The 24,480-nt window shown below is 60.9% G+C and carries 24 protein-coding genes; 11 read left to right on the top strand and 13 right to left on the bottom strand.

Features of this window, described 5'->3' with window-relative positions:
* The first annotated feature begins 17 nt into the window (after positions 1 to 17).
* The gene (locus AC07TV_RS11660; protein ID WP_494648529.1) at positions 18 to 656 is read left to right on the top strand and encodes a DsbA family oxidoreductase; all 639 of its coding nucleotides are present in this window, start codon (positions 18 to 20) and stop codon (positions 654 to 656) included.
* Between the two features lie 7 nt (positions 657 to 663).
* Here the strand turns inward: AC07TV_RS11660 and AC07TV_RS11655 are convergent, their stop codons facing one another.
* The 4 genes from AC07TV_RS11655 to AC07TV_RS11640 all read right to left on the bottom strand — a co-directional run bounded on the left by AC07TV_RS11655 (position 664) and on the right by AC07TV_RS11640 (position 3,642).
* A complete protein-coding gene (locus tag AC07TV_RS11655) occupies positions 664 to 1,317 on the bottom strand; it encodes a PEP-CTERM sorting domain-containing protein (protein WP_494648528.1) in 654 nt (217 codons plus the stop codon).
* A 123-nt stretch (positions 1,318 to 1,440) separates the two neighbouring features.
* Positions 1,441 to 1,845 carry an FKBP-type peptidyl-prolyl cis-trans isomerase gene (locus AC07TV_RS11650; protein ID WP_494648527.1) on the bottom strand — a complete coding sequence of 135 codons (405 nt, stop codon included), beginning with the start codon at positions 1,843 to 1,845 and terminating at the stop codon, positions 1,441 to 1,443.
* Between the two features lie 99 nt (positions 1,846 to 1,944).
* On the bottom strand, positions 1,945 to 2,934 hold the full coding sequence (locus tag AC07TV_RS11645) for a DUF6976 family protein (RefSeq protein WP_494648526.1): 990 nt from the start codon (positions 2,932 to 2,934) through the stop codon (positions 1,945 to 1,947).
* Between the two features lie 21 nt (positions 2,935 to 2,955).
* Positions 2,956 to 3,642, bottom strand: coding sequence for a hypothetical protein (locus tag AC07TV_RS11640; protein ID WP_494648525.1), 687 nt, complete (start codon positions 3,640 to 3,642; stop codon positions 2,956 to 2,958).
* Positions 3,643 to 3,995: 353 nt separating this feature from the next.
* On the opposite strand from AC07TV_RS11640, the gene AC07TV_RS11635 reads away from it, so the two are divergent.
* The 3 genes from AC07TV_RS11635 to AC07TV_RS11625 all read left to right on the top strand — a co-directional run bounded on the left by AC07TV_RS11635 (position 3,996) and on the right by AC07TV_RS11625 (position 8,101).
* Complete coding sequence (locus AC07TV_RS11635; RefSeq protein WP_494648524.1) at positions 3,996 to 6,080, top strand: TonB-dependent receptor family protein; 2,085 nt, start codon at positions 3,996 to 3,998, stop codon at positions 6,078 to 6,080.
* 341 nt (positions 6,081 to 6,421) lie between these two features.
* A complete protein-coding gene (locus tag AC07TV_RS11630) occupies positions 6,422 to 7,537 on the top strand; it encodes a porin (RefSeq protein WP_494648523.1) in 1,116 nt (371 codons plus the stop codon).
* Between the two features lie 129 nt (positions 7,538 to 7,666).
* A complete protein-coding gene (locus AC07TV_RS11625) occupies positions 7,667 to 8,101 on the top strand; it encodes a DUF302 domain-containing protein (RefSeq protein ID WP_494648522.1) in 435 nt (144 codons plus the stop codon).
* A gap of 9 nt (positions 8,102 to 8,110) precedes the next feature.
* On the opposite strand, the gene fnr is transcribed toward AC07TV_RS11625, so the two are convergent.
* Positions 8,111 to 8,857, bottom strand: a complete 747-nt coding sequence (gene fnr, locus AC07TV_RS11620; protein WP_494648521.1) for a fumarate/nitrate reduction transcriptional regulator Fnr — start codon at positions 8,855 to 8,857, stop codon at positions 8,111 to 8,113.
* Positions 8,858 to 8,942: 85 nt separating this feature from the next.
* On the opposite strand from fnr, the gene hemN reads away from it, so the two are divergent.
* The 7 genes from hemN (at position 8,943) to selD (ending at position 16,757) form a co-directional block, all read left to right on the top strand.
* Entirely contained in the window at positions 8,943 to 10,346 is a 1,404-nt protein-coding gene (gene hemN, locus AC07TV_RS11615) for an oxygen-independent coproporphyrinogen III oxidase (protein WP_494648520.1), read from the top strand.
* 63 nt (positions 10,347 to 10,409) lie between these two features.
* Positions 10,410 to 11,081 carry a sulfite exporter TauE/SafE family protein gene (locus tag AC07TV_RS11610; RefSeq protein WP_494648519.1) on the top strand — a complete coding sequence of 224 codons (672 nt, stop codon included), beginning with the start codon at positions 10,410 to 10,412 and terminating at the stop codon, positions 11,079 to 11,081.
* A 15-nt stretch (positions 11,082 to 11,096) separates the two neighbouring features.
* A complete protein-coding gene (locus AC07TV_RS11605; RefSeq protein ID WP_494648518.1) occupies positions 11,097 to 11,522 on the top strand; it encodes a universal stress protein in 426 nt (141 codons plus the stop codon).
* Positions 11,519 to 13,693, top strand: a complete 2,175-nt coding sequence (locus tag AC07TV_RS11600) for a heavy metal translocating P-type ATPase (protein WP_494648517.1) — start codon at positions 11,519 to 11,521, stop codon at positions 13,691 to 13,693. Before AC07TV_RS11605 ends, AC07TV_RS11600 begins: the two co-directional genes overlap by 4 nt.
* A 42-nt stretch (positions 13,694 to 13,735) precedes the next feature.
* Complete coding sequence (locus AC07TV_RS11595) at positions 13,736 to 15,463, top strand: putative bifunctional diguanylate cyclase/phosphodiesterase (RefSeq protein ID WP_494648516.1); 1,728 nt, start codon at positions 13,736 to 13,738, stop codon at positions 15,461 to 15,463.
* A 5-nt stretch (positions 15,464 to 15,468) separates the two neighbouring features.
* The gene (locus AC07TV_RS11590; RefSeq protein ID WP_494648515.1) at positions 15,469 to 15,675 is read left to right on the top strand and encodes a heavy-metal-associated domain-containing protein; all 207 of its coding nucleotides are present in this window, start codon (positions 15,469 to 15,471) and stop codon (positions 15,673 to 15,675) included.
* 35 nt (positions 15,676 to 15,710) lie between these two features.
* On the top strand, positions 15,711 to 16,757 hold the full coding sequence (gene selD / locus AC07TV_RS11585; protein ID WP_494648514.1) for a selenide, water dikinase SelD: 1,047 nt from the start codon (positions 15,711 to 15,713) through the stop codon (positions 16,755 to 16,757).
* Positions 16,758 to 16,822: 65 nt separating this feature from the next.
* Here the strand turns inward: selD and AC07TV_RS11580 are convergent, their stop codons facing one another.
* The 8 genes from AC07TV_RS11580 to AC07TV_RS11545 all read right to left on the bottom strand — a co-directional run bounded on the left by AC07TV_RS11580 (position 16,823) and on the right by AC07TV_RS11545 (position 24,442).
* Complete coding sequence (locus AC07TV_RS11580) at positions 16,823 to 18,079, bottom strand: PepSY-associated TM helix domain-containing protein (protein WP_494648513.1); 1,257 nt, start codon at positions 18,077 to 18,079, stop codon at positions 16,823 to 16,825.
* 14 nt (positions 18,080 to 18,093) lie between these two features.
* Complete coding sequence (locus tag AC07TV_RS11575; protein ID WP_494648512.1) at positions 18,094 to 20,253, bottom strand: TonB-dependent siderophore receptor; 2,160 nt, start codon at positions 20,251 to 20,253, stop codon at positions 18,094 to 18,096.
* Positions 20,254 to 20,337: 84 nt separating this feature from the next.
* The gene (locus AC07TV_RS11570) at positions 20,338 to 20,541 is read right to left on the bottom strand and encodes a (2Fe-2S)-binding protein (RefSeq protein ID WP_494648511.1); all 204 of its coding nucleotides are present in this window, start codon (positions 20,539 to 20,541) and stop codon (positions 20,338 to 20,340) included.
* 233 nt (positions 20,542 to 20,774) lie between these two features.
* Positions 20,775 to 21,257, bottom strand: coding sequence for a bacterioferritin (bfr, locus tag AC07TV_RS11565; protein WP_494648510.1), 483 nt, complete (start codon positions 21,255 to 21,257; stop codon positions 20,775 to 20,777).
* Positions 21,258 to 21,269: 12 nt separating this feature from the next.
* Positions 21,270 to 21,755, bottom strand: a complete 486-nt coding sequence (gene bfr, locus AC07TV_RS11560) for a bacterioferritin (RefSeq protein WP_494648509.1) — start codon at positions 21,753 to 21,755, stop codon at positions 21,270 to 21,272.
* 319 nt (positions 21,756 to 22,074) lie between these two features.
* Positions 22,075 to 22,857, bottom strand: a complete 783-nt coding sequence (nudC, locus tag AC07TV_RS11555) for an NAD(+) diphosphatase (protein ID WP_494648508.1) — start codon at positions 22,855 to 22,857, stop codon at positions 22,075 to 22,077.
* Positions 22,858 to 22,866: 9 nt separating this feature from the next.
* Positions 22,867 to 23,277 carry a phage holin family protein gene (locus AC07TV_RS11550; RefSeq protein ID WP_494648507.1) on the bottom strand — a complete coding sequence of 137 codons (411 nt, stop codon included), beginning with the start codon at positions 23,275 to 23,277 and terminating at the stop codon, positions 22,867 to 22,869.
* Between the two features lie 73 nt (positions 23,278 to 23,350).
* A complete protein-coding gene (locus AC07TV_RS11545; RefSeq protein WP_494648506.1) occupies positions 23,351 to 24,442 on the bottom strand; it encodes a hypothetical protein in 1,092 nt (363 codons plus the stop codon).
* Positions 24,443 to 24,480 lie beyond the last annotated feature (38 nt).

Raw genomic sequence — 24,480 nt, 5'->3', positions numbered from 1 at the left:
GGTTGTATGATCGCCCCATGACCTGCATCGAAATTGTTTCCGACCTTGTTTGTCCGTGGTGCTACATCGGCCTGCGTCGGCTTGATGCGGCTATCGCCGAGGTGCGCCGCGAGCTGCCGGACTTTGTCTGCGAGAAACGCTGGCGCCCGTTTTTCCTGAACCCTGATACGCCGCCGGAAGGCGAGCCTTACCGGCCGTTTCTCGAAAAGAAATTTGGCGGGCCGGCGCCGGTCGAGGCGCTGTTCGAGCGCGTCCGCGCCGCCGGCCGACCGTGGGGTATCGAGTATGCCTTCGAGAAGATCGAGCTCCGCGCCAACACCCTGCAGGCGCACCGCCTGATCCACTGGGTGCGGCAACACGGCGATGCAGCCCGCCTCGTCGAGCGGCTGTTCGTCGCCCAGTTCCAGCGCGGCGAGCGGATTGGCGATTTGGACCTGTTGGTCAAGGTGGCCGTCGAATGCGGTTATCCCGGCGCGGAGGTTGAGTCTTATCTGGCTTCCGGCGAGGATATCGATGAGGTGCGCGCCACGGAGCGCCAGTTTCGGGCGATGGGTATTTCGATGGTGCCGACCTTCATCGTCGATGGCCGGCATGTGGTGGTTGGAGCAGAGGATCCGGCCGTGCTGGCGGCGGCGATCCGCAAGTCAATGGCCTGAGCGCTGCTCAGGCTGGGTCTTGTCGGCGATTTCGGCGGATGGCGAGGAGCAGCCCGCCGCAGAGGAGCGACCAGACCATGCCGGGTTCGGGCACGGATGAGACCAGCGTGAGCGTTCCGCGATAGCTATCAAGATTTTGCACTGATGCTGTGCTAGCCACTGGTATCGTGATGTTACCTCCCTGGCGCACGATAATCCCCGCTCCATTGCGCAGCGTGATCTGCCCCGGCTGACCTAGGGAAATATCGCCGCCGGTGCTGACTGTTACGGTCCCTCTTTCCAGGAGTGTCAGATCCCTAGGCTGCGTGTAAGTCACTCGGGGCGATGTGCCGATGTCGAATGTGGTCCAGTTGCTCGCATCGATCAATGCGCCTTTGGCAACGCTAATGGCACCAGTGAGCGTTTTCAGCTCGACGACAGGGGCGCTGATTCTCAGATCATCAAGAAACAATGAACCGACTGCGCTGATCGTGATGCCGATGTCCGAATCGATACTGCCACCGATCAGCGAGAAATCACCATCGCAGGACAGCATGGCGCCGTTGCTCAAATCGAATGATGAATTTCCGGAGCAACCAATGGTGGCGATGTTGGCGTTCGAGGCGGCTTGAGCGAACGCCGAAAACAGCAGGGCGGACAGGAGCAGGGAAAGGTGGCGCATGGTCGCCTCCGGGAGAATGGCAATCCTTGGAGTCTGCGCCATTGGCATGACGATTGAATGACAGGCGACGCATGAGCCGGACTAGGCGCCGCCTGATTCCGCCGGCTTGAGCCGGCTGTTGTCTTACTTGGCGATGTCGAGCAATTCGACTTCGAAAACCAGCGTCGAATTGGGCGGAATTCCGGGCACGCCGCGGCTGCCGTAAGCCAGGTTGGACGGGCAGACCAGCTTGGCCTTGCCGCCGACCTTGATCTTCTGCACGCCTTCGGTCCAGCAGGGAATGACGCGGTTGAGCGGGAAGGCGGCCGGCTCGTTGCGCTTGTACGAACTGTCGAATTCCTGGCCATTGGTCAGCGTGCCGCGGTAGTGCACCTTGACCGTGTCGCTGGCCTTCGGGCTGGCGCCGCTGCCTTCCGTGAGCATGGTGATGGCGATGCCGGAGGCGGTCATTTCTTCCTTCGGTTCGGCGGCCGTGGCCTGGAAGGAGAGCGCGAGGAGGAGGGCGGTTGCGGTAGCGAGCTTGTGCATGGATCTGCCTTGGTTGAGGTTGGGCGTTGAAAGTTGGCTACGTTAATGGGAAGTCGTCGGGCGAGTAAAGGGGGCCGCGAAAAAATTGTCCGCCCCGGCTCATTCGGTGACGGTCAGGTAAACCAGGGTCTGGTTGAGCAACTGGTAACCGATTTCGCCGAAGGTCATCGGCCCGGTGACCTCACCCGTCCGCTTGCCTTCAAGCTGCGAATTGAGGAAATTGAGGATGCAGTTGCAGGAGAAGGAAATGTCCAGCCCACTCCTGGGCAGGGCGGCCTGGAAGGCAGTGACATAGTCGGTGACCGGTGCCGCAAAGCGGTATTCGAGGCCCGGAAAGACCGGGGCGTAGAACTCGACGCGCCTTGCCTCGCGGTCGATGCTTTTGATGCTGACGTTGATCATGGCGCCGCTGTAATCAGCGACCAGCGGCAGGCGGGTGTCGATCTGTTTTTCCAGCAGGTAATCGGCCAGGTTGCCGACCTGGCCGCCGATCAGGCAGTCGCCAGCGCTGAAACCGTTGTTCTGGAAGCTGATGCCGGCACCGGTGCCAGGGTGGAATAGATTGACGATGTCGATCTGGGCGAATTTTTCGGGTGGTAGTGGCACGTCCATGACCACGGCGTCGCTTTCGGAAAACTCGCCGGTGCTGCCGAGGACGACCTTCGGTGTGGTCTTGCCCAGATCGTCGAGGTGAATGCCGGCGATCCAGCCGATCAGCGGCTTCATGTACATCTCTTCGAAATTCGGGGCGTTTTGGGCAAAGCTGGCGTGGGTGGCGCTGAAGGCGGGAATGATCAGGATGCTGTAGCCGTTGTCCGGCGCATTGCGACAGATTTGCGGCAAGGTGGCGCTATCGTAGAAGCGCAGTTGCGGCGGCACGGCGAAACCGCTGACTTCGCTGACGAAGACCTGCTCGCGGCTGACCGTGCCACCTTCGGCCGCCATGAAATAGGGAATGGTGCCGCCGATCCAGTGGCCTTGGGGGAGTTGCCTGAGGGCGGCTTCATCGCCGGCGATGCTCAGGTATTTACCGGCGTTGATCAGTTCGGCAGCGCGGCTGACTGACATCAGTTCTTGTTGGGTTTTCATGGTTTTTACCGGTGGTGCAGGTCAGTTTTGGGCAAGTTGCGCCAATTCGTGGCCGAGCATTTTTTCGTGGCGGGTGAAGTAGCGTTGCAATTCATGGGCCTTCAGGGTCCGTACTTCGCCATCGCTGATGATGGCGAATTGTTCGCGCAGCTTGGTCAGCAGCAGTTTGAGGCTGAGGATGCGGATGTCGAGCTGGAGGTTGCCGCTGAGCAATTCTTCCCAGATCGGGTCATTCGGTGCTGGTATCCGGGCCGAGATCGAGTCGGACGCGCTGCCCGGGCCGGACAGCCCCGATTTGCCGTTGTCGAGGCGATGCTTGAATTTCCAGAGGTCGGCGACGGGCAGGTCGAGCAGGGCGCAGACCGAGGCGAAGCTGACGCCTTGCATGAACATGCCGGCAATCTGCCGGGCGAAGGCGCGGGTGAAGGGCTGGTCGGTTTCGCCCAGCCATTGCAGATCGGCGCTATCCGCTTCGCCGGGGATGACGGCATGGACGATGCAGCGGGCGTTGCCGATGTTGATGTGACGCCAGACGCTTTCCCGGCCTTGTTCAGGCGCGCTTCGGGCGGTGAAGAACCAGCCGCTGCGCTGGGCTTCGCGGGAGACCCAGATGTCGATCTGGTTTTTGCCGAGGTCGTTGCGGACGCGGGCGATGTGCCATGGTGCGTGAATAGCCAGTGTGTGGTGCAGTAGTTCTTCAAGCTTCATTGTTGGTCTCCATGTCGCCCGCTTGCTGTGGATCGGGCTGTTTTGCCGGTTTATGCTGATAGCAAGGAGTGTGCTAGCGGTTTATTGCGGGCCGGACGGTGGTTTCTGTTCCGGCAACTGTGGAGATATCGAACGGTTGCTGCAAATAAAAGCAGCTGTTCTACGGTCAACCCGAAAAAATGGCCAAAAATGAAATCCGGCCATCTCATGATTTTCATGAGATGCATCTGGCGATTGTCTCGTCGCCTGTTGTTTGTGCATTGTCGATAATCAGAACGAGGTCGCTTTCCACGGTCGACCGGAAAATTTGGTCTAAAACGAAATCACGCATCAACCTGAATAAGACAAAAATCATGAGACAAAACCCGAAGCGCCTTGCCGTTATCCTCGCTGCTACTTTTCCCTGCCTCGGCCTCGCCGCCGAAACAGCGCTGACGCTTGATTCGGTCGTCGTCAGCGGCAGCCGGGTCGAGCACAATACCTTCGACCTGCCGGCTGCCGTCGATGTTGTCGACGCTGCCCGCATCGGCGCCGATCAGGCGCGGGTCAATGCTTCGGAAGCGCTGGCGGCGGTGCCCGGCATCACTGTGCAGAACCGTCAGAACTATGCGCAGGATCTGCAGATTTCGTCGCGCGGGTTCGGAGCCCGGTCGGCCTTTGGCGTGCGCGGCATTCGTCTGATTTCCGACGGCATTCCGGCCTCGATGCCGGATGGCCAGGGGCAGGCGGCCACCTTCAACCTCGATCGCGCCGAACGCATCGAAGTGCTGCGCGGACCGATGGCCGTGGTTTATGGCAACCATGCTGGTGGCGTCATCCAGATGTTTACGCCGGACGGCAAGGGCGCGCCGAGTGTCGAAGGCAGCCTCGTCGCCGGCAGCAACAATACCTGGAAGCAGGACGTCAGCGCCCAGGGCGAAGTCGGCGGCCTCGGTTATGTCATAGACGCCTCACATTTCACCACCGACGGCTATCGCGCCCACAGCAAGGCCGAACGCGACCAGACCATGGTCAAGCTGACCTACCGGCCGAGCCAGGACGGCAAGCTGACTTTCATCGCCAACAGCTTCAAGCAGACGGCCGAAGACCCGCAAGGCCAGACCTGGGCAGGCTACCAGGCTGATCCGCGCAGCGTTGCCCAGCCGGCGCTTGACTACAACACGCGCAAGAGCATCGACCACATGCAGGGCGGGCTGACCTACGAGCACCGTTTTGGCGATCATTCGGTGCAGGCCTCGGCCTACGCCGGGCAGCGCTCGACCATTCAGTACCAGTCGATTCCGCCCGGCCCGCAAGGCAATCCGAAGCACTCCGGCGGCATCATCGATTTTGACCGTGACTTCGCTGGTGCCTCGACGCGCTGGATCGGCCGCTTCCAGCTGGCCGGCGGCAAGCTGACGACGACGGTCGGGGTCGACTACGAGCAGTCGATCGACAACCGGCGCGGTTACGAGAATTTCATCGGCGCCACGCTCGGCGTCAAGGGCGTCCAGCGTCGCGCCGAAGAGGATCGCGTCGCCAGCTTCGACCAGTACGCCCAGGCCGAATGGCAGGGCGAGCGCTGGACCTTCAGTGGTGGCGTTCGCCACAGCCAGGTTTCATTCAACGTCAAGGACGCCTATCTGAGCAACGGCAACGATGGTGGCAGCGTCAGCTACGAGAAGACGACGCCGACCATCGCCGCGATGTTCCGCCTGACGCCAACGGTGAACATCTACGCCAGCGCGGCGCGCGGCTTCGAGGCGCCGACTTTCAACGAGTTGTTCTATTCCGGACCCGGCGGCACCTTCAGCTACAACCTAAAGCCGTCGACCAGTACGCACTACGAAACCGGTCTCAAGGCCTTTATCGGCAACGATAGTCGGATTGACGTGGCGGTCTTCCAGATCGAAACCGAGGATGAACTGGTCGTCGATTCGGCCTCCGGGGGCCGGACAACCTACCGCAATGCAGGCCAGACCCTGCGCCGTGGTCTCGAAGCCGGGCTCGACAGCCGCTGGGCCAACAACCTGTCGACCCGCATCGCCTATACCTTCCTCGACGCCCGTTACGACGAAGCCTTCACCACCTCGTCCGGACTGATCAATGCTGACAACCGTCTGCCCGGCGTTCCTGCCCAGAGCCTGTTCGGCGAACTGGCCTGGAAACATCCGGCCAGCGGCTTCCATGCCGCCGTCGAGGGCATCGCCCGGAGCAAGGTTTACGTCGAGGACACCAACACCAGGCAGGCAGCGCCGGGCTACGCCATCGCCAACCTGCGCTTCGGTGTCGACCGCAAGGTCGGCGACCTCAACCTGCGTACCTTCCTGCGCTTTGACAACATTTTCGATCGCCAGTACGTCGGCTCGGTCATCGTCGGCGACGGCAACAGCCGCTACTACGAAGCGGCGCCGGGGCGCACCTGGCTGGCCGGCGTGAGCGCGCGATATACTTTTTGAGCACCTCCATTCCCCCGCTCAAGCCCGGCCCCGGTCGGGCTTTTTTACGCCTGCTGAAACGCTGAACACTGTTTCGTTTTGGCTCAGCGACGCAGCAATTGTCCAGAAACTGAACGCGTCAGCATGTTCGGATGATTGCCACGGTCAACCGGGAAAAAGGCCTGAAATCCAAGTGCTAGCGGACTTTGCAGAAAAATCACGGGGTTTTTTGACGGGCTGGCACGGCCTTCGCAATTACATAGCGCGGAACACTGCCCTCGGGGTTGGGAGAGGGAAGATTCGTACGGAGCGGTACTCGCTTCGGGGTTCATTCACACAAAAGATGATTGAGGAGCAATTCAATGCAGAAAAAACTTATCGCGCTGGCTGTTGCAGCTGTTACGTCCGGTGCAGCCTTCGCACAATCCAACGTCACCATCTACGGTAACGTCGATATGGGTGTCATGTTCCGTCAAGGCAGCAACGGCGCAGTCGCCAGCGGCCAGTCGCAGTACGACCTGCAAAGCGCTGCTTCGCAGAGCCACATCGGCTTCAAGGGCGTCGAGGATCTGGGCAACGGCCTCAAGGCCCTGTTCGACCTGCAATACCGCATCAGCCCGGACACCAGTACCGGCCTGGCTTCTGCCGGCCACCAGTACGTCGGCGTGACCGGCGGTTTCGGTACTGCCGTTGCCGGTTACCTCGACGGCATCCGTTACGGCATCTACGGCAAGTACAGCCCGTTCGGCAACTACTCGGTCGCCAGCCTGACCTCGATGACCACCCAGTACGACCGCGCAGCCAACGCCATCGCCTACATCTCGCCGTCCTTCAGCGGCTTCACCGTGATCCTGGCCACCGCCACCAACACCCAGGGCGCCGAAGGCAGCCTGAATGCCGTCCACTCGCCGATGACCGCGACCACCACGGGCAACAACGGTGACGACCGTCTGCTGTCGGCCAACCTGATCTACGCCAACGGCCCGCTGAGCATCGATCTCGACTATGAAACCACCCGGGCCGTCGGTTACGACAATTCCCGCCTCTACGTTGCCACCGCCGGCGCTTCCTACGACTTCGGCGTAGTCAAGGTCAGCGGCGTCTATGACGTCATCAAGGGCGATGTGAACTCGTTCATCGGCGGCAACACGACCTTCGCTACCGCTGCCTTCGGTCTGGCGGCCAACCAGAAGTATGATCGTCGCAACTGGTTCATCGGCGCCACCGTGCCGGTCGGCAAGTTCTCCGTGCTCGGCATGTTCGGCCAGGTCAAGGACAAGACCCTGACCGACCGCGATGCCTGGAAGATCGGCCTCGGCGCACGCTACGCCCTGTCCAAGCGTACCGAACTGTACGCTGACTACGCGCACATCAAGAACGACACCAATGCGGCCTACACCATCAACCCGATGGGCAACAGCTCCGGTACCAGCGCCGGCATCAACGGCCTGGCCATCGGTATGAAGCACTCGTTCTAAATCGCTGATTTGCCCGGACGGTTCGCTTTTCCATTGAAGCGTCCAGGCAACGAACTCTTGCGTCAGATGTTTTCTGTACATCTGTTTGGGACGTCCCACGGGGCGTCCCATTTTTTTCTGGTTTTCCTGTTGCTGCTCGGGATTTCCCTGCCAACGGTCGCAGACGACGCCGTCGTCGTCACGGTGAGCAATTCCGATTTCCGGACCGCCCACGACGGGCTGATCGAAGCTATCGAGAGCGAAGGCCTAGTGGTCGGCAGCATCCTGCCGTTTCGCGACATGCTGGCCCGCACCGCTGTCGGCGGCAGCGCGATTCCTTACGGCGAAGCGGAAATCATCCAGTTCTGCAGCAGCCTGCTGGCCGCTGAGTTGGTCCGCGAAGACCCTCGGCAATTGACGCTATGCCCGCTGTCCATTGCCCTGTATTCATTGGTAGGAAAGCCGACCGAGATCCACTTGGCGTATCGTTCGCCTGGCGGCTCGACGGCAGGCCGGCAGCGTGCCGAATCGTTGTTACAGAGGATTGTCCTGCGCGCAGCGGAACTAGCCCGCCTGCGCTGGTAGAAGCCTCGCTCAGGAGGCGCGGTGGTTCATCAGGGCTTTCAGCCCGTTCACGTTCAGGATGCGAATGTGTTTCTGCTGAACGGCGATATGGCCTTCTTCCTGGAAGCGGGAGAAAGCGCGAGACACCGTTTCGAGCTTGAGGCCGAGGTAGCTGCCGATTTCCTCGCGCGTCATTCGCAGGTAAAACTCGGCGTGCGAAAAGCCGCGCGCCGTGAAGCGCTGTGACAGATTGAGCAGGAAGGCAGCCAGTCGTTCCTCGGCGCGCATCGTGCCAAGCAACATCATGACGCCGTGGTCGCGGACGATTTCCCGGCTCATCACCTTGTGGAAATGATGCTGCAGCGTGTGGATCTCCCGCGACAGGCCTTCCAGGCGCGAGAACGGAATGGCGCAAATCTCGCTGTCTTCGAGCGCGATGGCATTGCAGGTGTGGTGTTCGGTACTGATGCCATCGAGGCCGAGCAATTCGCCGGCCATCTGGAAGCCGGTTACCTGGTCGCGTCCATCTTCAAGCAGCACATCGGTCTTGAAGAAGCCGCTGCGAATCGCATAGATGGCATCAAAAACTTCGCCGGCACGGTAGAGGTGGTCGCCGCGCTTGATCCGACGGCGGGTCGATACCAGATCATCAAGACGTTCCAGTTCTTCGAGGCTGAGACCGTACGGCAGGCACAGTTCGCGCAGGTTACAATTGGAACAGGCTGTCTTGATAACAGACAGCGTGACTTCCTGATTTAACGGGTGTGTTTGAGCCATTCGCAACCTGCATTCGCTTGATCCAAGTCAACCATAAAATCGAACCTTCCGAACATAATCAGACCTACTTTTAGTGGCTGGCCTAATGAATTTCGCAACTGAAAACCTCGTATTCGATCCCCAGATCATCCGCCGTTTTGATGTCAACGGCCCCCGTTACACGTCTTATCCGACGGCCGATCGCTTTGTCGAGGCCTTCGATTCTGAGGCAGCGAAAGTCTGGCTTGGCAAACGGAATATCGGCGGCATAAGCCGACCTCTCTCATTATACTTCCACATACCTTTCTGTAACACTATTTGCTACTACTGCGCGTGTAACAAAATTATCACCAAGGATCACGGGCGTAGCGCGAAATATCTCCGGTATCTGGCAAAGGAGCTGGATATCCAGGCTGCGGCGCTGGAAGGTCGCGATGGTGAGCACGAAGTTATCCAGCTGCATTGGGGTGGCGGTACACCAACCTTCCTGTCGCACGATGAAATGCGCCAACTGATGGGTGAAACGCGCAAGCACTTCAAGCTGCTTGAGGGCGGCGAATACTCTATCGAAGTCGATCCGCGCAAGGTCGATACGGCGACCGTTGCGCTACTCGGCGAACTCGGCTTCAACCGGATGAGCGTTGGTGTCCAGGATTTCGATGAAAAAGTCCAGGTCGCTGTCAATCGCGTGCAGAGCGAGGAAGAAACCTACAGCGTGATCCGCGATGCACGGGCCAACGGTTTCAAATCGGTTTCTGTGGACCTGATCTACGGCTTGCCGCACCAGACTGTCATGGGTTTCAACCGGACCATCGAGCGGGTATTGGCGATGGATCCGGATCGCCTGTCGATCTACAACTACGCGCACATGCCGAGCATGTTCAAGCCGCAGCGCCGGATCAACGATGCCGATCTGCCGTCGGCCGATACCAAGTTGCAGATTCTGGCGCTGGCCATCAAGAAACTGACCGATGCAGGCTACGTTTTCATCGGCATGGACCACTTTGCCAAGCCCGATGATGAACTGGCTGTTGCTCAGCGCCAAGGCCGCCTGCACCGCAATTTTCAGGGCTATTCGACGTATGCCGACTGCGACATGCTGTCTTTCGGCATTTCGTCGATCAGCAAGGTCGGGCCGAGCTACTACCAGAATGTCAAGACCGCCGATGAGTACTACGATGCGCTCGATACTGGCTCCCTGCCGGTGTTCCGTGGCATCGAACTGACGGCTGACGACATTCTGCGTCGCTCCATCATCCAGGCCCTGATGTGCCATTTCGAATTGTCCATTGAAAGCATTGAAAGCGCTCACCTGATCGACTTCCGCGAGTATTTTGCAGCAGAGCTGGAAGACATGAAGGAAATGGAGCGGGCCGGGTTGCTCAAGATCGACCGCGAATGGATCACTGTCCTGCCGCCGGGACGTCTTCTGGTGCGCATCATTTCGATGGTCTTCGACCGCTATCTGCGGGCTGGTCGCCAGCGGGCGACTTACTCCAAAGTTATCTGAGCGGTGTGCAGCAATCAAAGCGGGCAGTTAAACTGCCCGCTTTGCTTTTGTTGATTCTGTTCGATGCCTGATTCCGGTTTTCTCGCACTTTTTCTTGTTGGTCTGCTCGGCGGGACCCATTGCGTCGGCATGTGTGGCGGCATTGTTGGCGCCTTGTCGATGGGCGTCACGGCGCGCTGGTCGATGCATTTCACCTACAACGGTGGGCGCATCCTGTCCTATGGCGTGGCCGGCGCCATTGCCGGGGCTCTCGGGGCGGCCAGCATGGGCCTGGAGGGGCAGGTTCCGGCCCGGCTGATTCTTTATTTCATTGCCAATCTGATGCTGGTGGCCCTTGGCCTTTACCTGCTCGGTGTAACGCGGGCGCTGGCTTTCACCGAACGTGCCGGACAAAAACTGTGGATCCATCTGCAACCGCTGACCCGGCGGTTTCTGCCGGCACGCAATGTTGGCCAGGCTTTTCCGCTTGGCCTGCTCTGGGGCTGGTTGCCTTGCGGTCTGGTCTATAGCGCGCTGGCCAGCGCGCTGACGGCAGGTTCGGCGACGCGTGGCGGCCTGATGATGCTGGCGTTTGGCCTCGGAACCCTACCTAATCTATTGTTGGCTGGCATCGTCCTGGCGCGACTGAACGAATTCGTCCGGCGGCCGGTCGTACGTACCCTGTCCGGCCTGTTGGTGCTAGGCTTTGGCCTATATGGATTCGTCGGCCTGATCTATTTGTCAGGCCAGCTTTAGTCGGGAAATGACATCATGAAAATCCTGTTGCCGGTTGATGGTTCCGAATGTTCCTTGCGCGCGGTTGATCACCTGATTACCCACGTCAGCTGGTTTCGCGACGTGCCGGAAATTCACCTGCTGCACGTCCATGCGCCGATTCCGATTGGTCGCGTGCAAGCCCATGTCGGCAAGGAAACGCTGCATGCCTATTATCTGGAAGAGGGACAGGAGCATCTGGCCGCGGCCCAGAAAAAGCTGGACGCGGCCGGGCGTTTTCATACGACGCACATTCACGTCGGCCAGCCAGCCGAGGTGATTGCCAGGGTGGCTGGCGATTTGGCCTGTGATCTGATCGTCATGGGGTCGCATGGCTGGGGCGGTATTGCCGGGCTGGTCATGGGGTCCGTGGCGAGCCGGACTTTGCATCTGGCGCCTTGTCCTGTTCTGCTGGTCAAATGACTGAGTCCGAAACGGGCCGGGTCGTCGAGTTTGCCATTGGTGGCATGACCTGCGCAGCCTGTTCGGCGCGCCTCGAGAAGGTACTCAACCGCCAGGCTGGCATGCAGGCCAACGTCAATCTGGCGGCCGAACGGGCGCGAGTTCGCCTTGCGGCCGGAGCTGATGAAGCTGCCGTGGTGGCGGCTGTCGCCAAGGCCGGTTTCAGTGCTGCAGTGGTCGACGGGCAAACGCGCGAACGTGAAAAAGCCGCCAAATTGCTGGTCTACCGCAGCGAAATCCGGCGGTTCTGGATTTCGGTGGCGCTGACCTTGCCGCTGGTCGGCCAGATGTTTTTCATGTTCGGCGAACACGGCCACATGAATGAATTGCCGCGCTGGTTCCAGCTGGCGTTGGCGACGCCCGTGCAGTTCTGGATCGGCTGGCGTTTCTACGATGGCGGCTTCAAATCCCTGCGTGGCGGCGGCGCCAATATGGATGTGCTGGTCGCGCTAGGGACCAGTATGGCTTGGGGCTTTTCGACGGTGGTGACGCTGTTCGGGCTCGATCAGCATGTCTATTTCGAAGGCGGGGCGGCGGTCATCACGCTGGTCCTGCTCGGCAAGTTGCTCGAAGCGCGGGCCAAGGCGCGGACCTCGGAGGCCATCGAGTCGCTGATCCGCCTGCAGCCGAAGACGGCACGCGTCGAGCGCGATGGCCAGTGGATCGACATGCCGGTCGAAGCCTTGATGCCGGGCGACGTTTTTCTCGTTCGGCCGGGCGAAAGCGTGCCGGTTGATGGCGAGTTGATCGACGGTCAATCGAGCGTCAACGAGGCAATGCTGACCGGCGAAAGCATGCCGGTGGGCAAGCGGGCCGGCGACAAGGTTTTTGCCGCGACGGCCAACGGTCAAGGGGCGATGCGCTGCCGGGCGACCGGCGTTGGCGAACGTACGCTGCTTGCCGGCATTATCCGCATGGTCGGCGAAGCGCAGGGGTCGAAGGCGCCGGTGCAGCGGCTGGCCGACCGGATTTCGGCGATTTTCGTGCCGACGGTGTGCGTCATCGCCCTCGTCACCTTTGCCGGCTGGTGGTGGTACGCCGGCGATTTTGCCGAGGCGTTGGTCAATGCCGTCGCCGTGCTGGTCATTGCCTGCCCGTGCGCGCTTGGCCTGGCGACGCCGACGGCGATCATGGTCGGCACCGGGCAGGGGGCGCGGGCCGGCATCCTGGTTAAAAATGCCGAGGCGCTCGAGCGAGCCGAGAAAATCACGGTGCTGGCGTTGGATAAAACCGGAACGCTGACCTGCGGCACGCCGCAAGTGACGGATGTCGTGCCCTACGGCCTGTCGCGCGATGAAGCGCTCGGCCTGGCGGCGGCGCTTGAGGAGAATTCAGAGCATCCGCTGGCGCGGGCGATCGTTTCGGCGGCTGTTGCAGGCATTTCCACGGTCAACCGGGAAAAAGCCTCAAATTTCAAATCCCTGTCGGGGCATGGCGTCGAAGGCGATGTGGCCGGCCGGACCTTGCGCCTGGGTTCGCCGAGCTGGCTGAGGCTGGCTGCCGACCCGGCGGTGGGTGATTTGCAGCAGGCCGGCAAGACGGTGGTGGTGCTGGCCGAAGGCCAGACAACGCTGGCTTTGTTTGCCGTTGCCGATGCCTTGCGGCCGACCTCACGGGCGGCCGTCGAGCGGCTGCGCGAGCGCGGTATCCGGGTTGTCATGTTGACTGGCGATAATGCGGCAACGGCGGCGGCGATCGCCGCCGAGGCGGGCATTGGCGAGTTCCGGGCAGGTATTTTGCCGGGCGACAAGGCGGCGGCGATCAACGAATTGAAGTCCGGTGGCGGCTTGGTGGCCATGGTCGGCGATGGCATCAACGATGCGCCAGCGCTGGCGGCGGCTGATGTCAGCTTTGCCATTGGCGCCGGTTCCGACGCGGCGGTGGAGGCAGCGGATTTAACATTGATTCGCAGCGACCTGATGGGAGTTGTCGATGCAATCGACCTATCGGCGGCCACCTTGGGGAAAATCCGGCAAAATCTTTTCTTTGCCTTCATTTACAATGTGATGGGAATTCCGCTCGCGGCGCTGGGGTGGCTCAATCCAGTGGTGGCGGGGGCCGCCATGGCGATGAGTTCGGTATCGGTTGTCTCCAACTCGCTACTTTTGAAGCGCTGGCGGCCGGGGCGCTAGAAGCAAGAACAAGGGGTTTCGATGACCACAGGGGTCGAAAGGATGTCAGTTTTGCAGGCGGCAGCCGGCGATGGCGTGGGCAATCCGCCGGCGCTGACGGAGCAGGAGGCGATGTTCCGGACGACGATGGAGGCGGCACAGGTCGGCATCTTCGTTCTGCAGGATCAGTGTTTCAAATACGTCAATCCCTATTTGACGCGCCTCTTTGGCTATTCCGCGGAGGAAATGGTCGGCCACATGGGGCCGCTCGATGTCGTTGTGCCCGAGCTGCATGCCTTTGTCATCGACCAGATGCAGGCCAGGGCCGCCGGAATCAGCGGGCATCATTACGAGATCACCGCGGTGCGCAAGGATGGCTCGGAGTTTCCAGCCATGGTCTTCGGTTCGCCGTCGGTATTTGATGGTCGCCCGGCATCGGTTGGAACCCTGCTCGATATTTCCTGGCAGAAGGCCGCCGAGCAGCGCATCCGCGAGTTGGCCGACTATGACGTGCTGACCGGATTGCCTAATCGCCGCCTGTTGCGCGAACGTTTTGTCCAGTTGCTGGCCGCGGCGGAACGGGACAAGACGGAAATCGCCGTCATCTTTCTCGACCTTGATCATTTCAAGCGGGTAAATGATTCGCTCGGCCACAGTGTCGGCGACGAACTTCTGGTCGAAGTGGCGCGTCGCCTCGACAGCGTGGTGCGGCGCATCGATACGCTGGCCCGCCTGGGCGGCGACGAGTTCATTTTTGCCATGCCGGGATTTCATACGGCGGCCGCGGCTGATGTGGCACGTCGCCTGATTGATGTCTTCACCCGGCCATTCGAGGTGGCGGGGCATGAACTGACGGTAACGCCGTCGCTGGGCATCAGCATCTATCCGCATGACGGGCAGGATCTCGAAACCCTGCTCAAGAACGCCGATACGGCGATGTACCGGGCCAAGGATATCGGGCGCAACACCTTCCAGTTCTACGCTACCGAGATGAACACGGCGACGCTCGACCGCCTGCTGATGGAAAGCAATCTGCGACGCGCCCTGGCACAGAACGAATTTGTGCTCCAGTACCAGCCACTGGTCAATCTGCGCACCGGCATGGTGATTGGTGTTGAGGCGCTGATCCGCTGGCAGCATCCGGAACTCGGCACGATCATGCCGGACAGCTTCATTCATGTCGCTGAAGAAACCGGCCTGATCAACCCGATTGGCGACTGGGTTCTCTGCGAAGCCTGCCGGCAGGCCAAGGCCTGGTGCGACGAGGGTTTGCCGTCGCTGGTCATGGCCGTCAACGTGGCGCCTGTTCAGTTCAGGCAGCCGGGATTTATCGAAATGGTGGCCGGCGCACTGGCCTCGTCAGGTCTCGAAGCCAGCTTGCTTGAACTGGAATTAACCGAACGCACTGTCATGCACGATGCCGACATCAATCTGGGCACGTTGTCAGCGCTCCATCGGATGGGGGTCGAATTGTCGCTCGATGATTTCGGGACCGGCTATTCATCGCTCGCCTATCTCAAGCGCTTCCCGGTCGGCAAGCTCAAGATCGACCGCTCCTTCGTCAATGATCTGGAAACCGATCCCGACGACTGGGCGATTGCCTCGACCATCGTCAGCATGGGGCGCAGCCTGCGCATGACGGTGCTGGCCGAAGGTGTCGAAACTGGCGAGCAGCTGGCGCAATTGCGTAAAATGGGCTGCGATATGGCGCAGGGCTATTATTTCAGTCGTCCGACATCGGCGGCTGGAATAGCCGAAATCCTTCGCGTTCAACCCTTCATGAACAGGTAAACGGCATGGAAAACACAGTTATCAAAGTAGGTGGCATGAGCTGCCAGGGCTGCGTCAAGAACATTACCGGCGTGCTCAGTGGCATGGCGGGTGTGGCCAGCGCCGAAGTCTCGCTCGAGGCGGGCGAGGCTAAAGTGGCATTCGATCCGCAGGCGGTAACCCGCGATGCACTGGTCAATGCCATTGAAGATGCAGGCTTCGACGCAGAATAAAAATCAAACAACAACAGTTTTTCGAGAGAACAGCCGTGCCAGAAGAAAAAATCAGATTGACCCAGCTTTCCCATGGCGGCGGCTGCGGCTGCAAGATCGCACCCGCCGTCTTGCAGCAGATTCTGGCCGGTGCTCCGTCGGGCATCATCCCGCCGCAACTGCTGGTCGGTACCGAGACCTGCGACGACGCAGCGGTTTATCAGATCAACGCCCAACAGGCGATCGTCGCGACGACCGATTTTTTCATGCCGATCGTGGACGACCCCTACGATTTTGGCCGTATCGCCGCTACCAACGCCATTTCCGATGTTTACGCCATGGGCGGCACGCCGCTCTTCGCGCTGGCCATTGTCGGCATGCCGGTCAATACACTGCCGCTGGAAACCATCGGCAAGATTCTGCAGGGCGGCGAGGCCGTCTGCCGTGCCGCCTGCATCCCGATTGCCGGCGGCCACACCATCGACTCGGTCGAGCCCATTTACGGGTTGGTTGCCATCGGTATCGTCAATCCGGCCCATCTCAAGCGCAACTCCGGCGCCAAGCCGGGCGACAAGCTGATCCTCGGCAAGCAGCTTGGCGTCGGCGTCTATAGCGCCGCGCTCAAGAAGGATCAACTCCACAGCAGCGACTACGATGCGATGGTCGAAACCACCACCCAATTGAACACGCCGGGGCCCATGCTGGCCTGTCTGGATGGCGTGCATGCCGTCACCGACGTCACCGGCTTCGGTCTGGCCGGGCATCTGCTGGAAGTCTGCAAGGGCAGCAATGTGCGCGCCACGGTGCATTACGCCGACCTGCCGCTGCTCGCCCGCGCCCGCGAGTTTGTCGATGCCGGTCATCTGACCGGCGCCTCGGGGCGCAACTGGGCCAGTTATGGTGCCAGCGTCAATCTCGCGGCGAACCTGGAAAGCGCCGCCAAAACCCTGGTCACCGACCCGCAAACCTCGGGCGGTCTGCTTGTTTCATGCACGGCCGAAACGGTGACGGAAGTGTTGTCACTGTTCCTGCAGCAGGGGTTCTCGCACGTTTCCGTGATCGGCGAAGTTAGCGAAGGCGAGCCGGGTATCGACGTTATTTGACGTGTCGGGTTGATGGGGCATTCGCGCCGGTGCGGGACGACAGATTTTTTCGCTATTTGCCTGACTTAACGACCTCGGCAATCGCCGCCGATTTCTCCAGCCGGATGTGGCGGGCTTGATTGCTCGCGTTTGGTCTGGCGGCGCTTTGACGAATCTTGCCGAGCCCGTCTTTTTCTGGCCCAGATCAGTACGCCGGTGATGCTCAGTGCGGCAATGGCCAGTCCGCACAGCGAGATCAGGATACGTCCCGGCAAGCCAGCGATACGGCCGGAATGCAGCGGGAACATCGCCTGCAGGAAAATGTCCCCAGCCGTGCCGGTGCCGGGAATGTCGCGGCCGAGCGGGGTGCCGGTCGCGGCATCGAAATGGAACCAGGGGTTGCCGAGGCCGACATCGCCATGGCTGGTGCCAGGTTCGAAGAAACCAATCGCATAAACGCCCGACAGGCGTTCGTGGAAGATGCCGCCGGCCGGCGCCGCGATGCCATGGCGCCGGGCTTCCTGTTCGGCGAGGGCGACGATTTCGTCCATTTTCATTTTTGGCCCGTTTTTCCGGTTGACCGTAGCATTCGCCGCAGCGGCAAAGGGCGACGGCGAGAGTTCGGAAAACCAGCCGACGACCGGCCGCATGACCTGTTCCTTGAGGTTCATGGAGACCGAGGTGATGGCCAGCATGAGGACCAGCAGGAAGAGCCAGACACCACCTGAGCGGTGCAGGTCGAAGTTCAGCCGATGGCCGCCGGCCTGCCAGCGGAAGGCGAAGGATTGCCGCCAGCTGTTGCGGCTGGGAAAGGAAATCCACAGTGCAAGCAAGGTGTCGAAGACCCAGACGAGGGCGACGATACCCATGAACAGTGTGCCGAGTTGCAGCCCGAAGGCATCCGGGATGTGCATGCTGTAGTGCAGCTTGTAGAGGAAAGGAAGCAGGTTTTCGCGGTCAAGCGAGACCTTGCCCCATTCCCGCCGGCCGAGTACCTCGCCGCTCACCGGATCAAGCGCGACCTGGTTGTAGCCGAGCGGGTAGGGCTGGCCGGTCGCCGGGTCGAGACGGGCATCGACGAAGACGCCGAAGGCATGCCCCGGCTCGACGGCGAGCGGCATGAAGCGGATTTGCAGGCGCGGTTCGGCGCTTTCCAGGCGGCTCGCCAGTTCGAGCGGCGAGAGGGGCTGGCCCCGTCCCGGCGCGTCGAACAGGTTCGGGTTCAGCCATTCGTCGAGTTCGTGGTCCCACGAGATGACGGCACCCGTCAGCCCGGAAACGCACAGGAAAAGAGCGGCGAACAGCCCGAACCAGCGATGCAGCAAGACAAGAAACGGACGCATCGGTCTTCCACTGCTCAGTATTTCCAGTTGAGCGAGACGCTGAAGTTGCGCGGCGCGCCGTAATAGCTCTGGCTCCACATCAGGCTGGTGAAGTATTTCTCGTCGGTCAGATTGTTGAGGTTGGCGCTTACGCTGAGATGCTTGTTGATGTCGTAGCGTGCCATCAGGTTGACCAGGGCATAGGCCGGCTGGGTCGTCCGGGTGGTGGCGCCGGTGCCGAAGTCGTAGACGTCGACGCGGTGGATGTCGTCCTGCCAGCTGACGTTGGCGCCAAGCTTCAACTGCTCGATCATCGGCACGCGGTAGGTGCCACTCAGGCGGAGCAGACGGCGGGGCGTATGGGTGCGCACGTCGTTGCCTTGCGGGTCGGTCAGCGTGAGCTGGGTGTAGCCGAGATTGACCTGCAGGCGCTCGGTCAGCGCGCCGGAAATGTCGAGCTGCACGCCGCTCGATTCGGCGTCGATGTCGCGATAGATGGCAACCGGCCCGACGTAGCCGGCGGCTTCGGCCAAGCCATTCTGCTCGGTCTGGAAGTAGGCGAGCGAGGCATTCAGACGCTTGTTGAAGAAATCGCTCTTGAGGCCGATCTCCTTGCTGTTGCCGCGTACCGGGTCAAGCGGCGCCAAGGTCGCATCGACCTGATACTGCGGATTGAAGAGTTCGGTGTAGCTGCCATAGACCGAGAGGGCCGGGAGCAGATCGTAGATCGCACCGAAATACGGGGTGAGCTTGCTGGTGTCGGATTGGCGGCTCCCGCCGTAGGAGGTGCCGCGGACATCGACCGACGTGGCGCGGACGCCGGCGATCAGCTTGAGGTCGTCGCGCAGATTGAAGCGGGTGGCGAAGAAGGCGCTCTTGCGCGTGTCGGTGAAGTCGCTGCCGTTAAAGGCGGCGTCGAAAGTCGGCATCGGGTAATTGCCCGTCCAGCTCTCGAGTGGCGGCAGCGCGGTGCCAATGCCTTGACCGTAGCTGGACAGGTCGCTGAGTGCCGATTTGGCCCAGCTGGCGCCAATGCTCACGTCGTGCTTGCGCCCGGCCAGCGAGAAATGCCCGGTGGCGTAGAGGTCGACCATGGTCTGCTTGTTGGTCATGTCGTATTGCGACGGATAGCTGAAGAGGCCGAGACCGGTCGTCCGGTCCGGCGTGCCGTAGACGTAGAACAGCGATGAGTTGTTGGTGAATTCCTGGCGGGTGACGACGGCCTTGGCCATCCAGTCGTCGTTGAAATGGTGGGTCAGTTCGACGAAGGTGCTTTGCGTCTTCGAATCCCACACCGCCCAGTCGGCGGCCGTGCTCGTCGAGCGGTCGAAATTGGTCGGGCTGCCATCCGAATAGTAAAGCGGCAAGGCGCCCCACATCGGGCTCTTCGGCTTGTTGATCTGGGTGTGGTGGCCGATGGCGAGCTGTGTCGATTCGGCCAGGTCGGTCTCGACGATGCCGTAGAACACCGTTTTCTCGCGGCTGTAGCGGTCGAGATAGGAATTCTTGTCCTCGTGGGCGAAGACCAGTCGGCCGCGAATCCGCCCGGAGTCGATCAGGGCACCGGAGACATCGGCATCGAAACGATACTTGTCCCAGGAGCCGGCGGTCAGGCTGGCCGAGGCGGCGAAATCGACGGTCGGCCGCTTGCGGATGAAATTGACTGTGGCTGAAGGGAAGCCAGTGGCCGACATGAGCCCGTTGGCGCCATAAACGGCCTCGATCCGGTCGTAGATGGCGGTATCGATATCGCCGTTGACGATGTCGTAGACGAAAGGAACACCGATGCCGTCGAACTGGAAATTGGTGACGTCGAAGCCACGCGCGGTGTAATAGGTGCGGTCGGTTTCCGGACGCTCGACGACGATACCGGATGATGCAGCCAGCGCGTCATTGACGTTGTCCAGCTTGAAGTCGTCGAGTTGGCTGCGCGAAAGCACTGAAACGGTCTGTGGCGTTTCACGCAGAGACAGATTCATTTTGGTCGCCGAACTGCTGCGGGACGTGGTGTACAAGCCGGTCTTCTCGGTGCTTACTTCGCTGTCGGCGTTACCGGTCACGGTGATGGCGGGAAGGGCAGTTTCGCTGCCGGCCGGCGGCTCGGCGGCAACGGCCGGGCCGATATGGAGGGCCGTGATCACGGCAAAAAGGGGACGCTGACGGAAAACCGCCGGCAGGGTGTGCAGGAACGACATGGAAACTCCCGGATGGTGCCGGCGGGCTGCCTGGGATTTCCTGGGTGGCTGGCGGTGGCTTGCTGTTGTTGAAAAGAGTGAAACTCAGGCAGCCTTGCGCATCACCTTGCCTGGCTTGGGCTGCTCGCCATGCGCTTCGCGCAGGCATTCGTGGGCGCAGGAGGCGCACCGGCCGCAGTCACGGGTGACGCCGAGATCACGGCGCAGATCCTTGAGCGTGCGAGCACCATCTTGCGCGGCTTCGCGAATCTGGGTGTCGGTGACTGCTTTGCAGACGCAGACGTACATGGACTGCCTCCTGATGCGGTTGTAAATGCGAATAATTCGTATTCTATTGTGTTGCGAATGATTGTCAACAACTATGTTGCATTCGGCCTTCAACCCGGTTTTGTCGCATAGTCGACAGCCGAGCCCGAGCCTCATGGTACTGAGCAATTCGCAAGCCAGCTGCCGCTGGATGGAGTCAGAAATGAAAAAGCCGCAGACTGGCTGCGGCTTTGGGTGGGGCGGGGCGGAGAGGCCTAGCCTTCGCCCGGCTCCATGTGCGCTTGCAGATAGTTCGGCAAGGTCACATCCTTGATCAGCGTCTGCTGCGTTTCCAGCCAATCAATGGCTTCCTCGCAGTGTTCGAGCAATTCCTCGAGCAGGTCGCGGCTGACGTAATCCTGTAACTCTTCGCACAGGGCGATGCTTTCGATCAGCAGGGGGCGCTGAATTTCACGCTCGTACTTGAGGTCGCCCTGCAGACACTCGACAACATGCTCGCCGATCATCAGCTTGCCGAGATTTTGCAGGTTGGGCAGGCCTTCGAGGAAGAGCACCCGTTCGATGATCTCGTCGGCTTCCTTCATGACGCGGATCGACTGCTTGTACTGGTAGTCGTTGAGCTTTTCCAGACCCCAGTTGCGGAACATCCGGGCGTGCAGGAAATACTGGTTGATCGAGGTCAGCTCGTTCTTCAGCACCTTGTTGAGGGCTTCGATGACTTTTTTGTCGCCTTTCATCGTCGTCGCTCCTTAAGCCGGGGTGCCCGAGCCCATCTGGCTCTGCAGGTAGTTGGGCAGGCCGACCAGTTCGATCAGCTTGAGCTGTTTTTCGAGGTAGTAGGCGTGGTCCATTTCGGTGTCTTCAAGCTGAATGGCCAGCATGTCACGGCTGACGTAGTCCTGGGCTTTTTCACAGGCGGCCATGGCCTTTTTGAGGTCGCCGACCACCTTGTATTCGACGGCGAGGTCGGATTTGAGCATTTCCGGCACGGTCTTGCCGATCTTCAGCGCTTCGCGCTTGCTGAGGTCCGGCTTGCCTTCGAGGAAGAGAATGCGCTGGATCAGGGCGCGGGCATGCTGGCGTTCGTGGTCGGACTCATGGATGGATTTCTCGGCCAACTGGCTCAGACCCATGTCGGCATACATCTCGCCGTGGATCAGGTATTGATCGACAGCGGTCAGTTCGCCGGTCAGCAGGTCATTGAGGATGTCGATGATTTTCTTCTCGCCCTTCATGGCTTTCTCCGTAAGGTTCGTTGGGTAGCGGGCTGGCTGGCGGGCCACAGCTGGCTTGCCCGTGGCGATTTTAAGTTGGCTTGCTTGGTATTAGAAGGCAAGTGGTGAAAAAAGTTCTTTAATTACAATTAATTAGGAACCGTTCTCATTCGCTTTCTTGAGCGCCGAAATGCGGCGGTCCGCTTCATGTTCGAGCGTGTGTTCCGCTTCGTGCCAATGTCATGGCTTGTTTTCTCGCCAGGCATGGAGCGACCAACTGCTGCATTGGCAATGCCGGTATGAGGGCAATCCACGGTCAACCGGAAAAAAAGGCCAATATTCAAATATCAGGCTGCTTCTGGCGATCTGCCACTGCCGCGTCGATCAGCCGGCGTGAAATGCTGATCGGTTCGGGCAGGATGGGCAGGGCATCGGGCGAAAACCACCCCGCTTCCTCGATTTCGTTGGGGTCCGGGGTGATCGTCCCGCCGGCATAGTCGGCGAAGAAGGCGACCATCAGCGAATTGGGGAAGGGCCAGGGCTGGCTGTGGAAATAACGCAGGTTGGCGATCTCGATGCCGACTTCTTCGCGCACTTCGCGGGCGGAGCATTCTTCGAGCGTTTCACCCGGTTCGACAAAGCCGGCCAGGGCGCTGAAGACGCCCGGTTTGAAATGCGGGCTGCGACCGAGCAGCAGTTTGTCGCCATCGCGCACGAGGACCATGACCGCCGGCGAGATGCGCGGATAGGCGAGCAGGCCGCAGGCCGGGCAGTGCATGGCCAGTTCGCCAGCCTTCAACGCTGTCGGCGCGCCGCACTTGCCGCAGAAACGGTGGTTGGCCTGCCAGTCGAGCAACTGGGTGGCGCGGCCGGCCAGGGCGAAGGTGTCGGGCCCGGCGAGCTGGAATATGGCGCGCAGCGGCGTCGCTTCGCCGCCGGGAATCTCGGGGAACTGCGCGACATCGGCGGCGTGGCAGGGCTGGCCGTTCAGGTCGCCAACGTGCAGGGCGTTTTCGGGGTGGCCGAAATCGGCTGCCAGGCCGGCGGGGAAGACCGATCCGGCGCCGCTGATCGTCAGCAGGCGATGCTCGCAGCGCAGAATCCAGTAAGCGGGCTGGTTCATGGCCAAGGCTCAGGCGGAAATGGTCTGTGCCGACGGGTTGGGCGGCAGGCGGTAGATCGTCGTTTCGGCATTCGGCGCCAGGGTGCCGAGGGCGATGCTCAGGATGGAAATGAACAGGCTGGCGAAGAAGGCTGTCCAGAAGCTGGAAATGGTGAAGCCGCTGACCATTTTGGCAACCAGCATGAGCAGCAGCGCGTTGATGACCAGCACGAACAGGCCGAGCGTGATCAGCGTCAGGGGCAGGGTCAGGAAAACGAGTAGCGGGCGCAGCACGGCGTTGGCAAAACCGAGCAGCAGGGCTGAGATGATCAGCGCCGAGGTGCTCGAAAAGCGGATGCCCTTGAAGACCAGGCTGGCGCCCCACAGGGACACGGCGGTGATGCCCCAATGGATGAAGAAGCCCAGCAGATTGTCGAACATGTTTTTGCCTTTGCTGAAATGGGTGCCGCGTGTTTCGGCCTGAATTGCTCGCCGGGATGCTGAATTTTACGGCTTATGGCTGCCGGTTTGACTGCGGCTCGGCCGGCCGTTTGATCTCGGCGCGCAAGTAAGGTGCATTGGCGCTCTGGAAAAACATCAGCGCGACGGCTTGCGGCGGGCCTTCCTTTTCACTGTCGACGCGCTTGTAGCCGGGCATGATGCAGTCGTTGGCGAAGGTTTCGCCTGGCTGCAGCGGGTTCAGCGAGTTGAAATAGAGGCGATCAGGGCCGACAAAATAGGCAATCGAGGCGCGTGAACGGGGAATGGGCACCGGCGGGTCGATGCCGTCGGGACGGAAGGTGATGGTGAATTCACGCGGCTCGGCCGAATCGGCGACGGTGACTGGTGAGAAATCGGCCTGCACGCGCTGGCCGTTGAGGCGCCAGTAAAGGCGCAGGACTGGCGTCGGCTCGCGGGCCGACCACATGAGGTGTACGTTCTGCTGATCACGACACAAGATGTCGCGACTGCTGGTGGCGGTGTCAGCCCATATTTCGCCCACCTTGCGGTCGATTCGCTCGAGTTCGAGGCCGGGTGGAGCGATGAGCGACTGGGTGTAGATCAGGCCGACGGTCGGCAGGTTGAAGCGCTGTACCGGGCCGGTGGCATGCGGTAAAGCGGCGGCCGGCGCAGCCTGGAAGGCGCTTTCGGTCAGGCCGCGCGAGGCGAGGAAAATCGGGCCCTGGGCGACGGTGGCCGCGGCGAAGGGGAGGAACAGGATGAGCAGGCCGCTGGCCGCCATGAAACGGCTTTCGCCCTTGCTGAAGGCTGGTCGCAGCAGACGGCCGCAGAGCGAATGGCCGGCGAACCAGACGAGCGGGCCAAGGATGAGCAGGGCGAGATAGAAATAGGCCAGTGCCTCCGGCCCCGATATCGCCATGCTCGGGATGACGATGACCCCCGCCGTGACCGGCAGGAGAACGAACAGCGAGAGCAGGCGCAGCGACAGCCAGCTGCCGCCCTTGTCGCGCGCAGCGAAATGGCGGCGCTCGAAAAACAGGATCAGCCCGGCCGCCGCCAGCACGGCGACGGAGACGGCGCCCCACGCCCATTTGTCGAACAGGGGTAGTTTGCTGAGGCTGCTCAGGAAAAAGTCGATATCCACGTCGCACTTTCATCGGGAGGCTGGCGGGAGAAACGGAT

The organism is Azonexus sp. GW821-FHT04F04 (assembly GCF_059420025.1).
The sequence above is the reverse complement of the archived record's forward strand: the minus strand, read 5'-3'. Positions and strand labels throughout refer to the sequence as shown.

What these genes read in the sequence shown, in the direction of transcription:
- AC07TV_RS11610 (WP_494648519.1), top strand. Translation starts at nt 10,410, where the DNA reads ATGCCTGATTCCGGTTTTCTCGCACTTTTTCTTGTTGGTCTGCTCGGC.
- AC07TV_RS11575 (WP_494648512.1), bottom strand. Translation starts at nt 20,253, where the DNA reads ATGTCGTTCCTGCACACCCTGCCGGCGGTTTTCCGTCAGCGTCCCCTT.
- AC07TV_RS11595 (WP_494648516.1), top strand. Translation starts at nt 13,736, where the DNA reads ATGTCAGTTTTGCAGGCGGCAGCCGGCGATGGCGTGGGCAATCCGCCG.
- AC07TV_RS11655 (WP_494648528.1), bottom strand. Translation starts at nt 1,317, where the DNA reads ATGCGCCACCTTTCCCTGCTCCTGTCCGCCCTGCTGTTTTCGGCGTTC.
- AC07TV_RS11550 (WP_494648507.1), bottom strand. Translation starts at nt 23,277, where the DNA reads ATGTTCGACAATCTGCTGGGCTTCTTCATCCATTGGGGCATCACCGCC.
- bfr (WP_494648509.1), bottom strand. Translation starts at nt 21,755, where the DNA reads ATGAAGGGCGAGAAGAAAATCATCGACATCCTCAATGACCTGCTGACC.
- hemN (WP_494648520.1), top strand. Translation starts at nt 8,943, where the DNA reads ATGAATTTCGCAACTGAAAACCTCGTATTCGATCCCCAGATCATCCGC.
- AC07TV_RS11650 (WP_494648527.1), bottom strand. Translation starts at nt 1,845, where the DNA reads ATGCACAAGCTCGCTACCGCAACCGCCCTCCTCCTCGCGCTCTCCTTC.
- AC07TV_RS11660 (WP_494648529.1), top strand. Translation starts at nt 18, where the DNA reads ATGACCTGCATCGAAATTGTTTCCGACCTTGTTTGTCCGTGGTGCTAC.
- bfr (WP_494648510.1), bottom strand. Translation starts at nt 21,257, where the DNA reads ATGAAAGGCGACAAAAAAGTCATCGAAGCCCTCAACAAGGTGCTGAAG.
- AC07TV_RS11640 (WP_494648525.1), bottom strand. Translation starts at nt 3,642, where the DNA reads ATGAAGCTTGAAGAACTACTGCACCACACACTGGCTATTCACGCACCA.
- nudC (WP_494648508.1), bottom strand. Translation starts at nt 22,857, where the DNA reads ATGAACCAGCCCGCTTACTGGATTCTGCGCTGCGAGCATCGCCTGCTG.
- AC07TV_RS11630 (WP_494648523.1), top strand. Translation starts at nt 6,422, where the DNA reads ATGCAGAAAAAACTTATCGCGCTGGCTGTTGCAGCTGTTACGTCCGGT.
- AC07TV_RS11570 (WP_494648511.1), bottom strand. Translation starts at nt 20,541, where the DNA reads ATGTACGTCTGCGTCTGCAAAGCAGTCACCGACACCCAGATTCGCGAA.
- AC07TV_RS11635 (WP_494648524.1), top strand. Translation starts at nt 3,996, where the DNA reads ATGAGACAAAACCCGAAGCGCCTTGCCGTTATCCTCGCTGCTACTTTT.
- AC07TV_RS11600 (WP_494648517.1), top strand. Translation starts at nt 11,519, where the DNA reads ATGACTGAGTCCGAAACGGGCCGGGTCGTCGAGTTTGCCATTGGTGGC.
- AC07TV_RS11590 (WP_494648515.1), top strand. Translation starts at nt 15,469, where the DNA reads ATGGAAAACACAGTTATCAAAGTAGGTGGCATGAGCTGCCAGGGCTGC.
- AC07TV_RS11645 (WP_494648526.1), bottom strand. Translation starts at nt 2,934, where the DNA reads ATGAAAACCCAACAAGAACTGATGTCAGTCAGCCGCGCTGCCGAACTG.
- AC07TV_RS11605 (WP_494648518.1), top strand. Translation starts at nt 11,097, where the DNA reads ATGAAAATCCTGTTGCCGGTTGATGGTTCCGAATGTTCCTTGCGCGCG.
- AC07TV_RS11580 (WP_494648513.1), bottom strand. Translation starts at nt 18,079, where the DNA reads ATGCGTCCGTTTCTTGTCTTGCTGCATCGCTGGTTCGGGCTGTTCGCC.
- fnr (WP_494648521.1), bottom strand. Translation starts at nt 8,857, where the DNA reads ATGGCTCAAACACACCCGTTAAATCAGGAAGTCACGCTGTCTGTTATC.